The sequence below is a fragment of the Azospirillum griseum genome, from assembly GCF_003966125.1.
GTDB classification, from domain to species: domain Bacteria; phylum Pseudomonadota; class Alphaproteobacteria; order Azospirillales; family Azospirillaceae; genus Azospirillum; species Azospirillum griseum.
Genome location: NZ_RXMA01000003.1, coordinates 317,824 through 330,909 on the forward strand (window position 1 = coordinate 317,824; position 13,086 = coordinate 330,909).

Annotated in this window: 9 protein-coding genes; 6 read left to right on the forward strand and 3 right to left on the reverse strand. The window is 69.7% G+C overall.

Annotation, left to right across the window (positions count from 1 at the left end):
• The first annotated feature begins 89 nt into the window (after positions 1-89).
• Genes tkt through EJ903_RS05875 form a run of 3 tightly spaced genes read left to right on the forward strand, consistent with a single transcriptional unit; the run spans position 90 to position 4,393 of the window.
• Positions 90-2,093, forward strand: a complete 2,004-nt coding sequence (gene tkt / locus EJ903_RS05865; RefSeq protein ID WP_126613021.1) for a transketolase — start codon at positions 90-92, stop codon at positions 2,091-2,093.
• Between the two features lie 32 nt (positions 2,094-2,125).
• Positions 2,126-3,091, forward strand: coding sequence for a D-2-hydroxyacid dehydrogenase (locus tag EJ903_RS05870; RefSeq protein WP_126613023.1), 966 nt, complete (start codon positions 2,126-2,128; stop codon positions 3,089-3,091).
• A 36-nt stretch (positions 3,092-3,127) separates the two neighbouring features.
• Complete coding sequence (locus EJ903_RS05875; RefSeq protein ID WP_126613025.1) at positions 3,128-4,393, forward strand: glycerate kinase type-2 family protein; 1,266 nt, start codon at positions 3,128-3,130, stop codon at positions 4,391-4,393.
• A gap of 18 nt (positions 4,394-4,411) precedes the next feature.
• On the opposite strand, the gene EJ903_RS05880 is transcribed toward EJ903_RS05875, so the two are convergent.
• The 3 genes from EJ903_RS05880 to EJ903_RS05890 form a co-directional block, all read right to left on the reverse strand.
• Positions 4,412-4,879 carry a hypothetical protein gene (locus tag EJ903_RS05880; RefSeq protein WP_126613027.1) on the reverse strand — a complete coding sequence of 156 codons (468 nt, stop codon included), beginning with the start codon at positions 4,877-4,879 and terminating at the stop codon, positions 4,412-4,414.
• Positions 4,876-7,944: a hybrid sensor histidine kinase/response regulator gene (locus tag EJ903_RS05885; protein ID WP_126613029.1), complete on the reverse strand. Its 3,069-nt coding sequence runs from the start codon at positions 7,942-7,944 to the stop codon at positions 4,876-4,878. The genes EJ903_RS05880 and EJ903_RS05885 overlap by 4 nt, the downstream gene beginning before the upstream one ends.
• Positions 7,945-8,077: 133 nt before the next feature.
• Positions 8,078-9,055 carry a LysR family transcriptional regulator gene (locus EJ903_RS05890; RefSeq protein ID WP_126613031.1) on the reverse strand — a complete coding sequence of 326 codons (978 nt, stop codon included), beginning with the start codon at positions 9,053-9,055 and terminating at the stop codon, positions 8,078-8,080.
• Positions 9,056-9,199: 144 nt separating this feature from the next.
• Between EJ903_RS05890 and EJ903_RS05895 the strand changes: the two genes are divergently transcribed.
• The 3 genes from EJ903_RS05895 to EJ903_RS05905 all read left to right on the forward strand — a co-directional run bounded on the left by EJ903_RS05895 (position 9,200) and on the right by EJ903_RS05905 (position 12,797).
• Positions 9,200-10,099, forward strand: a complete 900-nt coding sequence (locus EJ903_RS05895; RefSeq protein WP_126613033.1) for an SMP-30/gluconolactonase/LRE family protein — start codon at positions 9,200-9,202, stop codon at positions 10,097-10,099.
• A gap of 16 nt (positions 10,100-10,115) precedes the next feature.
• Complete coding sequence (araD1, locus tag EJ903_RS05900) at positions 10,116-11,105, forward strand: AraD1 family protein (RefSeq protein WP_126613035.1); 990 nt, start codon at positions 10,116-10,118, stop codon at positions 11,103-11,105.
• 96 nt (positions 11,106-11,201) lie between these two features.
• Complete coding sequence (locus tag EJ903_RS05905; RefSeq protein ID WP_126613037.1) at positions 11,202-12,797, forward strand: aldehyde dehydrogenase (NADP(+)); 1,596 nt, start codon at positions 11,202-11,204, stop codon at positions 12,795-12,797.
• Positions 12,798-13,086: the final 289 nt, after the last annotated feature.

Consider the following 13,086-nt stretch of genomic DNA (forward strand, 5'->3'; position numbering starts at 1 on the left):
GCAACCGACGGCCCGTTCCGTTCCATCCATCTTGTCCGCAGCACGCCCCCGCCCGACCCGGCGGGGGCGAACGGGAGACTGCACCCCTCATGTCCACCCCCGACACCACCGCCCTTCCGGCCGACACGCTTCAGCGCATGGCCGACGCCATCCGGTTCCTGGCGGTTGACGCCATCGAACGGGCGACCGAAGGGCACCAGGGCGTGCCGCTCGGCATGGCGGAGATCGCCACCGCGCTCTACGCCCATCATCTGAAATTCGACCCCGCCAACCCGACCTGGCCCGACCGCGACCGCGTGGTGCTGTCCAACGGTCATGGCTCGATGCTGCTCTACGCCCTGCTGCATTTGACCGGGCACGAGAAAATCTCGCTGGAGGCGGTGAAACACTTCCGCGAGCTGGGATCACACTGCGCCGGGCACCCGGAATACGACCCGGCGGCGGGGATCGAGGTGACGACCGGCCCGCTGGGGCAGGGCATCGCCAACGCGCTGGGCATGGCGGTGGCCGAGGCGTGGCTGAACGCCCGTTACGGCGCGGACGTGGCCGATCACAGCACCTGGGCCTTTGTCGGCGACGGTTGCTTGCAGGAGGGCGTCGGGCAGGAGGCCATCGCGCTCGCCGGTCATCTGCGGCTGGGCAAACTGACCTTCTTCTGGGACGACAACCGCATCACCGACGACGGATCGACCGACCTGTCGATCAGTGAGGATGTGGCCGAACGCTTCCGCGTGGCGGGCTGGCACGTCCAGGCGGTGGACGGCCACGACATCGCGGCGGTTTCCGCCGCCATCGCGGCGGCCAAGGCCGACCCGCGCCCGTCGCTGATCGCCTGCCGCACCATCATCGCCCGTGGCATCCCCCGCCTGGAAGGGCAGCGCGGCGGCCACAGCGCCCGGCTGTTCAAAGAGGACACGGACGCCATGCGCGCCCGGCTGAACTGGTCGCATGCCCCCTTCGTCATCCCCGACGACGTGCTGGAGCCGTGGCGGCAAACTGGTGTTGCCGGACGGGCGGAGAGCCGCGCCTGGGCCGAGCGGATCGCCGCCCTGCCCGCCGACCGCCGGGCCGAGGTTGCCCGCCTGTTCGAAGGCCGGATGGCCGAGGGCTGGCGCGACGCGCTCGCCGCGTTCAAACAGCGCGCGGCGGACGAGGCGCTGGCGCAACCGGCGATCCAGACCTCCGGCGACATCGCCGCCCTGCTGTGCGCGCTCATGCCGGAGATCCTGGTCGGCTGCGCCGATCTGGAGGCCCCGACCAACCACAAACGGACCCTGTCCGCCTTCACCGCGCGGGACCAATCCGGCTCCTACATCCATTGCGGCGTGCGCGAGCATGTCATGGGGTCGATGGCCAACGGCATGGCCGCCCATGGCGGGGTCAACCCGCTGGCCGTCACCTATCTGGCCTTTTCCGATTACGAGCGCCCGGCGATGCGCATGGCCGCCCTGATGGGGCTGCCGGTGAAGTTCGTCTTCAGCCATGATTCCATCGGCATCGGCAAGAACGGGCCGACCCACCAGCCGGTCGAAATCCTCGCCTCGCTGCGCGCCATGCCCAACATGCTGACGCTGCGCCCCGCCGACGCGGTGGAGGCCGCCGAATGCTGGGAGATCGCGATGGACCGGCGCGACGGCCCGTCCTCCCTGATCTTCGCCCGCCAGACGCTGCCGTCGGTGCGGCGCGCCCATGTGGCCGACAATCTCAGCCGCCGGGGGGCCTATGTGCTGGCCGAGGCGGAGGGTGGGGAGCGCCGCGTCACCCTGCTGGCCACCGGGTCGGAGCTGCCCATCGCGCTCGACGCCCGCGACCGGCTCCAGGCCGACGGGATCCCGACCGCCGTCGTCTCCATGCCCTGTTGGGAGCTGTTCGACGCGCAGCCGCCGGACTATCGCGCCGCCGTGCTGGGAACCGGCACGGCGCGGGTGGCGGTGGAGGCGGCGGTGCGCTTCGGCTGGGACCGCTATCTGGGCGACAACGGCGGCTTTGTCGGGATGGAGGGGTTCGGCGCCTCCGGCCCCGCCGACGCGCTCTATGAAAAATTCGGCATCACCGCCGCCGCCGTGGTCGCGCAGGCCCGCGCGCGTCTGTGACCGCCATCGCTGTCCTTCAAGGATCGAGTTCCATGCACAAGATCGTCTTTCTCGACCGCGCGACCATCGCGCCGCAAATCCGGCTGCGCCGCCCGTCCTTCGCCCATGAGCTGATCGAGCACGACCGCACCGCGCCGGACCAGGTGGTGGAGCGGCTGGCCGGGGCCAGCGTCGCCATCGTCAACAAGGTGAAGCTGACCGCCGACATCCTGGCCCGGCTGCCCGACCTGACGCTGGTCGCGGTCGCCGCCACCGGCACCGATTGCGTGGACAAGGACTATTGCGGCCGGAACGGCATCGCCGTCAGCAACATCCGGGGCTACGCCGTCAGCACGGTGCCGGAGCACACCTTCGCCCTGATTCTGGCCCTGCGCCGCAGCATCGTCGGCTTCCGTCAGGATGTGTTGGCCGGGGAATGGGAGAAGGCCGGGCAGTTCTGCTTCTTCAACCACCCGATCCGCGATCTGCGCGGGGCGCGGTTGGGCATCATCGGCGAAGGGGTGCTGGGCCAGCGGGTGGCGGAGATCGCGCGGGCCTTCGGCATGATCCCGCTGTTCGCCGCCCACAAGGGCAAAAGCGGCCTTGGCCCGCTCTACACCCCGTGGAACGAGGTGCTGGAAACCAGCGACGTGCTGACCCTGCACAGCCCGCTGACTCCGGAGACCCGTGGCATGATCGGTCTGCCGGAGTTCCGCCGCATGGCCCGCCGCCCGCTGATCGTCAACACCGCGCGCGGCGGTCTGGTGGTGGAGGCGGATCTCGTCACCGCGCTGGACGAGGGGTTGATCTCCGGCGTCGGCTTCGACGTGACGGAGGTGGAGCCGCCCGCCGCCGACAACCCCTTGATGCAAATCGCCGGACGCCCCAATGTGATCCTGACGCCGCATGTGGCGTGGGCGTCGGACGAGGCGCAACAGACCCTGGCCGACCAGTTGATCGACAACATCGAAAACTTTGTCGCCGGGCGTCCCAGCAACCTTGTCCACGGGGCCTATTGACGGGCCTGGGGTGAAACCGAGAGGGGATTGTGTGCGATGAGCCTTGACCCGCGCGACCTGCTGCGCCGGATGTTCGACGCGGCCGTTCAGGCGGCCCAGCCCGCCCATGGGCTGCCGCCCCACCTGCCCGCCCCGCCGAAGGGCCGGTTGGTGGTGATCGGGGCGGGCAAGGGATCCGCCGCCATGGCCCGCGCGGTGGAGGATCATTGGAACGGCCCCCTCTCCGGTCTGGTCGTCACCCGTTACGGCTACGCCCAGCCCTGCGAGCGGATCGAGATCGTCGAGGCCGCCCACCCGGTTCCCGACGCCGCCGGTCTGGCCGCTGCCCAACGGATGCTGGCGATGGTCGGCGGGCTGGGGCCGGATGATCTGGTGCTGTGCCTGATTTCCGGCGGTGGATCGGCCCTGCTGCCGTTGCCGTTGGAGGGTTTGACCCTGGCCGACAAGCAGGCGGTGAACGTCGCGCTGCTGCAATCCGGGGCGACGATTTCGGAAATGAACTGCGTGCGCCGCCACCTGTCGGCGATCAAGGGCGGGCGGCTGGCCGCCGCCTGCCATCCGGCGCGCGTCGTCACCCTGCTGATTTCCGACGTGCCGGGCGACCGTCCGCTCGACATCGCGTCCGGCCCGACGGTGGCCGACCCGACGACCTGCGCCGACGCGCTCGCCATCGTCCGCCGTTACGGCATCACCCTGCCGCCGGTGGCCCAAGCGATCCTGGAGAGCGGGCGGGGCGAGAGCGTCAAGCCGGACGATCCCCGTCTGGCCGGGGCCGAGGTGCGAATGATCGCCGCCCCGCAACACTCGCTGGAGGCCGCCGCCGCCGTTGGCCGCGCCGCCGGTTGGCCGGTCCACATCCTGGGCGACAGCCTGGAAGGGGAGGCGCGCGACGTCGGCACTGTGCTGGCGGGCCTCACCCGGCAGGTGGCCCAGCGCGGTCAGCCCTTCACCGCGCCCTGCATCCTGCTGTCGGGCGGGGAAACCACGGTGACGGTGCGCGGCACCGGGCGCGGCGGGCGCAACGTGGAATTCCTGCTGGCGCTGGGCATTGCGCTGGACGGTGAACCGGGCGTGCACGCCCTGGCCGCCGACACCGACGGGGTGGACGGGCTGGAGGACATCGCCGGGGCGATCCTTGGCCCCGACAGTCTGGCCCGCGCCTGGGCGCTGGGTCTGCGGCCCAAGGACGCGCTGGCCAACAACGACGGCCACGGCTTTTTCGGGGCGCTCGGCGACTCGCTGGTGACGGGGCCGACGCTGACCAACGTCAACGACTTCCGCGCCATCCTGATCGGCGGGTGAGGCGCGGCGGTCTTGACGTTAAGGGCCGCCGCCGGTCCAGCCGCCCGACCACAGGGCGGCGGCGGCGCTGCCCAGCGTGTGGCCCTGGTGCTTCACCCACAGGAAGGCCGGGGCGGCGAGCGCGCCCAGATTGCACCCGGCGGCCATGGTCCCGACCACGACCGGCACGGCCACCGCCGTGCTGGTGGCCCCGGCTCCCACCCCGGCCTCCGCCGCGATCAGGGCGACGCCGCCCGCCGTCAAGGTGGCCAAGCCGACCCCGCCCGCGACCAGCACGCATCCCAGACTCGCCGTTTCCGTGTCGGTCATCGGGGCCAGTCCCGCGCTGGGCGTGCTATCCGCCGGGGGTGGGGTGGGTGCCGTGGCTTCGGGCGTTTGGCTCCAGGCCGGGGTGGTTGCGCCTGGCAACGATGCGGTGACAATCACGGCGGACAGGGCCAGCGCGCGCCATGTCTGGCGGAACGGCCGGGGTTCACGGTGGCTCATGCGGTTCCCCGAGGTGTGACGGTGGAGGTGCGGCGGTGATCGGCGGTGAACGCGCGCACCCGGTCCAACGCCTCGGCGTAGCGCAGATCGTCGAGCAGGGCGGTGACGGCCTCGGCAAACTCCCGGTGTGCCGGGGGCAGCGTCTTGCGCAGCTCTGTCCAGGCATCCTCGGCGCGCAGATCGGCGTTTTCCAGCAGAGCGGCCAGACGCAGCAACCCCGGCTCCAGATCGGCATCGCCGCCGCCTGTCGCCAGCTCCGGAGCGGAATAGAGGGCGGGCAGGGCGGACAGCAGATGCTCCAGCTCGTCCGCCAGCTCCGTGGCCAACCCGACGGCCAAGGGGCGATGACCGGCGCGCGCCGTTTCGTCGGTGCGCCCGGCCAGTCCTGACAATGCCATCGCCCCGATGTAGGCGGCGGATGATCGCAGGGCGTGCGAGAGGAAGCGGATGCGGTCGGCGTCTTCATCCGCCGCCGCCGCCCGCAAGTCGGCGGGGTAGCGCGCGGTGTCCTTGCAGAAGCCGCGAATGAGCTTTTCCAGCGTCGCGGTGTCGTCATCCACCCGGCGCAGCGCGGCGTCCCAATCCAGCCCGATCCGCCGGGCCTGTTCAGCGGTTTCCGATGCGGCGGCGCTGTCTTCCGGGGCGGGTGGGGGGGCCGTCGTCGGTGCGGCGGCGTGGTGACTGGTGGTCCCTCCGCTGCGCCTTGCGGCCAGCCGCACCGGGTCGATCAGGCGCAGGAGCGTGTCGATCAACAGGTCCGGGTCGATGGGCTTGGTCAGATGCTCGTTCATTCCGGCGTCGCGGCTGGCCAGCCGGTGATCGGCCATGGCGTGCGCGGTCATGGCGACGATGGGCAGGGCGCGGAACCGCTCGATCCGCCGGATGCGGCGTGTGGCCTCCAGCCCGTCCATCTCCGGCATCTGAATGTCCATCAGCACCAGATCGTAGTCGCCGCTGCACACCCGCTCCACCGCCTGGACACCGTCTTCGGCGATGTCCACGCTGGCCTGGGTGTCGGCCAGGATGTGCAGGGCGACTTCGCGGTTGAGCGCGTTGTCGTCCACCAGAAGAAGACGCGCGCCGCGCAGCCGCGCTGCCACCGGGCGCGGGCTGGGGGCGGGGTGGGGCGGGGTGTCGGGTGGTGTGTGCTGGCGCAACACCTCGACCAGACGGGTGCGCAGACGGCTCGGGACCACCGGCTTGAACAGCACGTCGGTCTGACCGGTTCCGTGGCTGGGCCATGCGCCGCTGTGTCGGGCGTTGGCGGCGATCATCGGAATCACGCGCACCCCCGCCGCGCGGCGGCTGGTGCGCAGCCGTTCGGCGGTCAACGCCCCGTCCCATCCGGGCATGACGGAATCCAGCAGAACCGCGTGGATCGGTGCGTTTTGCCGGGCGGCCTGATCGACCGCCAGCAGGGCGGCCGGGCCGGAATTGACCGCCGTCACCTCGCAGCCCAGCGCGCCGACCATCTCCACCAAGGCGGTGCGGGCGGCGGGGTGATCGTCCACCACCAGTACCCGCGCCGGTGGCAAGGCCGCAAGCGGAGCCGGGGCGGCATCGGCGGGTGCCAGACCCAGCGTCACCTCCAGGGAAAAGCGGCTGCCCTGACCCGGCACGCTGGCCACGCCGATGCGACCGCCCATCAGGTCGGCCAACTGCTTGCAGATCGACAGGCCCAAGCCGGTGCCGCCGTAGCGCCGGGTGATCGAGCCATCGGCCTGGACGAAGGGCTGGAACAGCGCGGCCTGCTGGTCCGGGTGAATGCCGATGCCGGTGTCGGCGACGGAAAAACGCAGATCCACCCGCTCGCCGTCGCGCGTGATCTCCTCCACCTCGATCAGGATGTCGCCCCGTTCGGTGAATTTCAGGGCGTTGCTGGTCAGATTCGCCAGAATCTGGCTGAGCCGCAGCGGATCGCCGACCAGCCGGTCGGGTGTGCCGGGGCGGATGCGCACGGTGATCTCCACCTGATCGTTGCCGGGGCTGCCCAGAATCAGGTCGCACAGCGGTTCCAGCGCCTCGTCCAGCGCGAAGGGCTGGTGAACGATGTCCACCTTGCCCGCCTCGATCTTCGAAAAATCGAGCAGGTCGTTGATGATTCCCAGCAACCGACCGGCGGAGGTGTTGATGGTTTCCAGATAGCCGCGCTGGGCGGGGTCCTGCGCGGCGTGCAGGGCGATCCGCCCGATGCCGATGATGGCGTTCATCGGCGTGCGGATTTCGTGGCTGATCATCGCCAGGAAATGCGATTTGGCGGCGTTGGCGCGGTCGGCCTCCGCGCGGGCGGCGTCGGCGGCGCGTTGCAGCCGCTTCAGGTCGCTGATGTCGACATGGCTGCTGAAGGAGCGGCCTTCCACCCCGCGCTGTTCGATCACGCGCAACCAGCGCCCGTTCGGCAACTCCACCTCGAACGGCGCACCGGGAAAGCGCTGGCGCTCGATCAGCGTGGCCGACACGCGGTCGGCGTCGCCGGTCCACACCCGGTGCAACAGCTCCTCGTACCGCAGCCCGATGGCGTCCGCCTTGTGGGCCAGCCCATAGAGGAACAGCGCCTGTTCGTTGATCGCGGTGATGAGGCCCTGGTTGTCCAGCACCATGATGCCGTCGGCGACATGCTCCAGGAAGGCATCGTCGGTGCCAGCGGATTGTCCGACGGTCGGGCGTTCCCATTGCATGCCCCCCGTTGGGGCCACCAGGGGCGTCCACACGCGCAGGCGGCCTTGCGGGGCATGGGGGCCGCCGATGGGCAGCGACGCCACCCGCACCCATTGGCCGCGATGGGCGAAGACAAAGGGCTGGCTTTGGCTGCGGTGGCGGGCAATGCCTTCGGCGATGTAGCGGTCGATCATCGGCAGTTCGGCGGCGTCCAGCCGCTGCTGGTAGAAGCGCCGCAGATTGTCGGAGTAATGCTCCCCCACCCGGATGTGGCCGTCATGTTCGGGGAACAGGGCCAGGAAGGTCCGGTTCCACACCAGGGCGTGGTCGCCCGCGTCGAACAGGCACAGCCCGACATTGAGGCTGTCGAGCAGCTCCGCCATCAGGGCGTATGGGCCTGTGTCCATCGGCAATCCCACTGCTTGGCGCGCCCGTTCCAACCGCCGGAGCGCGCCGCTGACCCGCAAGACCCGTTATCAGGGAAAAAGATTAACGGGGAACCACGATGGTGTGAAACAGTTCGTTGGTCGGGGATCACGCTCAGGGCTTGACCGGGTGGTCGGGCGGACGTTGGCGGGCAAGCGCGGCGGCGCGGAGCGCGGTCAGCAGCGTTTGCGCCCCGGGCGACAGCGGGCGTTCGCGCAGCCGGAAGATGCCGTATGGCTCCACACTGAACCGTTTGTAGAAGGGCACGATGGCGTAACGTCCGGGCGTGGAATACAGCTCCGCCAAGGCGCGGGCAAAGACGGTCAGCGAGTCGGTCTGGGCGATCATCGCCATCGACATGACCGGCGACGCGCTTTCGATCACCCGTTGCGGCGGCGGCAACCCGCGCGAGCGGAACAGCGCGTCCACCCGCTCCCGCAACAGGGTGCCGACCGGCTGCAGCATCCAGGTGGCACCGATCAGATCCTCCACCACCACATCGCGGCCCAGATGCAGCAGCGGGTGGTCGTCGCGGCAGACGAAGCACAGCTCCTCGTCGCCGATCTCCTCGTAAACGAAGGTCATCGGATCCATGCCGCTGGGCAGGCGGCCGATGGCGAAATCCATGGTCCCCTGATGCACCCGTTCGGCCAGAACGTCGCTCGATTCGACGCCGACGGCGATCTTCAGGCCGGGATGCTCCTGCGTCATCGCGCTGACGACCGGGACCACCAGTTCCACCGCCGGGGCCATCACCGTGCCGATGGAGACCCGGCCGCTGTGCCCGGCCTGAAGGGCGTTCAGCTCCTCCCCCGCCTCCTTCAGCTCGCTCAGGATCATCCGGGCGTGGCGGATCATGAGGCTGCCGTACCAGTTGGGTTCGATGCCCCGGCCATGGCGGTCGAACAGCTCGATCCCCAGCATGTCTTCCAGATCGCCCAGCAGCTTCGACGCGGCGGGTTGCGACATGTTCAGGCTGGCGGCGGCGCGGTGCAGGTTGCGGTGTTCGTCCAGCGCCATGAACAGTTGGAGGTGGCGCATCTTCAGCCGCACCCGTTGAAACCAATCGGCGGCAAAGCGCGGCGGGGCCATGACGAACGCTCCGGGTTGCGGAAGGAGGGATGGGCAAAATTATACGCAAACATGTATCATTTCGTCAAATATTCGTATTGGACGGTTATCGCATCGCGCTTTATCGTTTGGAAGGTCAACTAATTCGGCGGCGGAGAACCGGGGATGAGCAGCGGCGGCACGACCATCGAGGCGCGGTGCGTCTGGCAGCCCCGCGCCGTTCTGGGTGAAGGCCCGCTGTGGTCGCCGTCCGACAACGCGGTCTACGCGGTGGACATCCGGGGCGCGCGCATCCTCCGCCTGGATGTTGCAACCGAACAGGGGCGTGATTGGGCGCTGGAGGACGCCGCCTGCTGGCTGGTGGAGCGCGCCGACGGCGACGGATTCGTCGCGGGCCTGCGCTCCCGCCGGGTGGTGCATCTGCGTTTGGGGGCGTCCGGGGTGGAGATCGTCGGCGAACTGGCGAGGCTGGACGCCGACCGGCCCGGCAACCGGCTGAACGACGCCAAGGCCGACGCGCGGGGCCGCCTGTGGATCGGCAGCATGGATGATTCCGAAAGCGCGCCGACCGGCTCCTTCTTCCGGCTCGATCCCGATGGGGCGGTGACGGCGGTGGACAGCGGTTACACGGTGGCCAACGGCCCGGCGCTGTCGCCCGACGGGCGGCGCATCCACCACACCGACAGCGCGGCCCGGCGGATTTACGCCTTTGACATCGCCGAGGATGGCAGCCTGTCGGGCAAGCGCGTCCACATCCAGTTCACCGAGGCCGACGGCTATCCCGATGGCATGACCTGCGACGCCGAGGGCGGGCTGTGGGTGGCCCATTGGGACGGCGGGCGGGTCAGCCGCTTCCGGCCCGATGGCACGCTGGACCGGGTGGTGCGGGTTGCCGCCTCGCGCGTCACCTCCTGCGTGTTCGCCGGTCCGGCGCTGGACCAATTGTTCATCACCACCGCCGCCCATGAACGGACGGACGAGCCGCTGGCCGGTGGTGTGTTCGTCTGCTCCCCCGGCGTGACGGGCCTGCCGCCCGCGCGGTTCGGGTTGCCGAGCGTGCTTTGAGAAAAGGACAGGATCGATGAGGCTGGTGCAATGTCTCGACGCGGCGGGCGCGCGCGCGGTGGCCGCAACCGGAACGGACGGCGTGACCCGTCTGGTCCGTGACGCCGCGTCCGTTTTCGCGCTGGCGCAAGAGGCCATCGCCGGGGCGGTTGGTCTGGCGGCGGTGGTCGAACGCCACGGGCTGGGTGATGCGGTGGATCTGGCGGCAATTGAGGCCGATGGCCGCCTGCTGTCGCCGATTGACCATCCCGATCCGGCGCATCTCTTCGTCACCGGCACCGGCCTGACCCATCTGGGCAGCGCCGAGGGGCGGGACAAGATGCACAAGGATCTCGCCGATCCGGCCAAGCAGACCGATTCGATGAAGATGTTCCGCCTGGGGGTCGAGGGCGGTCGCCCCGAACCGGGCGTGTTCGGCGTTCAGCCGGAATGGTTCTACAAGGGCGACGGCTCCATCCTGACCGCGCCGGGCGCGCCGTTGGCCTCGCCCTCCTTCGCGCTGGACGGCGGCGAGGAGCCGGAGATCGCCGGGATCTATCTGATCGGTCCCGATGGCACGCCGCACCGGTTGGGCTTCGCGCTCGCCAACGAGTTTTCCGACCACGTCACCGAACGTCAGAATTACCTGTACCTCGCCCATTCCAAGCTGCGCGCCTGCGCGGTCGGGCCGGAACTGCTGACCGGGGCGCTGCCCAACGACCTGCGCGGCTCCTCGCGGGTGCGGCGCGACGGAGCGGTGATCTGGGAAAAGCCCTTCCTGTCCGGCGAGGCCAACATGTGCCACAGCATCGCCAATCTGGAAGCCCACCATTTCAAATACCCGCTGTTCTGCCGTCCGGGCGACGTCCATGTGCATTGCTTCGGCACCGCGACCCTGAGCTTCAGCGACGGGCTGCGCCTGACCGACGGCGATGTGATGGAGATCGAGGTTCCCGATTTCGGTCGGCCCCTGCGCAACCCGCTGGGCACGGCGGACACGCCCTATCGCGCGGTCAAGGCGCTCTGAGCGCCGTTTGCTTCGTTCCTTTCGTTTCTTTCCCACGCCGCGCCCCGGACGGATGTCTGCGGGGCGCGGCGCGGTTCACAGTTTGGGATTGCGATCATGACCATCCGTGGCGAGATGCTGATCGGTGCGACCGCTCTGCGTGGCACCGACACCGTTTTTCACGCCATCGACCCGTCCACCGGAACGGCGCTGGAGCCGGGCTTCGGCGGTGGCGGCAGCGCTGAGGTCGAGCGGGCCTGCGCGCTGGCCTGGGACGCCTTCGACGCGTTCCGGGACACCGGGCTGGAGGCGCGGGCGGCGTTTCTGGAGGCCATCGCCGACGGCATCATGGCGATTGGCGATGAGCTGATTCAGCGTGCCATGGCGGAAACCGGCCTGCCGCGTCCCCGGCTGGAGGGCGAGCGCGGGCGCACGGTTGGCCAATTGCGCCTGTTCGCTCGCACGGTGCGCGAGGGAAGCTGGCTCGATGCCCGCATCGACCCGGCCCAGCCGGACCGCGCGCCGCTGCCGCGCGCCGATCTGCGCCAGCGGCACATCGCCTTGGGGCCGGTCGCCGTGTTCGGGGCCAGCAACTTCCCCTTGGCCTTTTCGGTGGCGGGCGGCGACACGGCGTCGGCGCTGGCGGCGGGTTGCCCGGTGGTGGTGAAGGCCCATTCGGCCCATCCCGGCACCTCGGAATTGATCGGTCGCGCCGTGCAGGCGGCGGTCGCCGCCTGCGGTCTGCCGGAGGGCGTGTTCTCGCTGCTGTTCGGCTCGGGCAACCGGGTTGGCACGGCGCTGGTGGCCGATCCGCGCATCAAGGCGGTGGGCTTTACCGGTTCGCGCACCGGTGGTGTGGCGCTGATGAAGGTCGCGGCCGCCCGTCCGGAGCCGATCCCGGTCTACGCCGAGATGAGCAGCATCAACCCGGTGATCCTGCTGCCCGCCGCGCTCGCCGCGCGGGCGGAGGCGCTGGGGACCGGCTTTGTCGGCTCGCTGACCATGGGGGCCGGGCAGTTCTGCACCAATCCCGGTCTGGTTCTGGCCATCGACGGGCCGGATCTGGACCGCTTCCTGGACGCCGCCGCCACGGCGGTGGGCGGGGCGGCCCCGGCCACCATGCTGACGCCGGGCATCCACGCCGCCTTCACCGGTGGGGTGGCGCGTCTGTCGGGCAACGCGGCGGTGACGACGCGGGCGCGCGGGCCGGAAACCAGCGGGCCGCACCAGTGCCGTGCCGGGCTGTTCACCACCAGCGCCGACGCCTTCCTGGACGATCCGGCGCTGCATGAGGAGATTTTCGGCGCGGCGTCGCTGGTCATCCGTTGCGCCGGCTCGCAGGCCCTGCGCGCGGTGTTGGAGCGGCTGGAAGGCCAGTTGACCGCGACCCTGCACATGGACGGGGCCGACGCCGAGGCGGCGCGCGCCCTGTTGCCGGTGCTGGAGCGCAAGGCCGGGCGCATCCTGGCCAACGGCTGGCCGACCGGCGTCGAGGTGTGCGAGGCGATGGTGCATGGCGGGCCGTTCCCGGCGACCTCCGACAGCCGCACCACCTCGGTCGGCACCTTGGCGATCCGCCGTTTCCTGCGCCCGGTCTGCTACCAGGATCTGCCCGACGCGCTGTTGCCCGAGGCGCTGCGCCGGGGCAACCCGCTGGGGCTGTGGCGGCGTGTTGACGGGGTTCTTGGCCGGGACGGTACCACCTCACCATAAAATAAATCATGGTGAGTTAGTTATTGACCGTTTTTCGTCCGTGTGAAAGATTGTTCGAAAGACGGTTGGTTGGACTTCGCCGCCGGAAAACGCTGTTGACCCCTGAAAAGCAATCGTCGCGGTTCGGGGGGCGGCGCATGATCCGGGTGCCCATCGACAAGAACAAAAAGAACCTTTTTCAACTCAGTGAGGACACACGCACATGTCACGCATTGCTCTTATGGTTGGTGTTGCCGCCGTCGCGCTCGCGTCGGGTTCGGCGTTTGCGCAGTCGAAGTCGAAGTTCGAC

Coding starts and splice junctions, on each gene's coding strand:
- tkt (WP_126613021.1), top strand. CDS start 90: ATGTCCACCCCCGACACCACCGCCCTTCCGGCCGACACGCTTCAGCGC.
- EJ903_RS05870 (WP_126613023.1), top strand. CDS start 2,126: ATGCACAAGATCGTCTTTCTCGACCGCGCGACCATCGCGCCGCAAATC.
- EJ903_RS05875 (WP_126613025.1), top strand. CDS start 3,128: ATGAGCCTTGACCCGCGCGACCTGCTGCGCCGGATGTTCGACGCGGCC.
- EJ903_RS05880 (WP_126613027.1), bottom strand. CDS start 4,879: ATGAGCCACCGTGAACCCCGGCCGTTCCGCCAGACATGGCGCGCGCTG.
- EJ903_RS05885 (WP_126613029.1), bottom strand. CDS start 7,944: ATGGACACAGGCCCATACGCCCTGATGGCGGAGCTGCTCGACAGCCTC.
- EJ903_RS05890 (WP_126613031.1), bottom strand. CDS start 9,055: ATGGCCCCGCCGCGCTTTGCCGCCGATTGGTTTCAACGGGTGCGGCTG.
- EJ903_RS05895 (WP_126613033.1), top strand. CDS start 9,200: ATGAGCAGCGGCGGCACGACCATCGAGGCGCGGTGCGTCTGGCAGCCC.
- araD1 (WP_126613035.1), top strand. CDS start 10,116: ATGAGGCTGGTGCAATGTCTCGACGCGGCGGGCGCGCGCGCGGTGGCC.
- EJ903_RS05905 (WP_126613037.1), top strand. CDS start 11,202: ATGACCATCCGTGGCGAGATGCTGATCGGTGCGACCGCTCTGCGTGGC.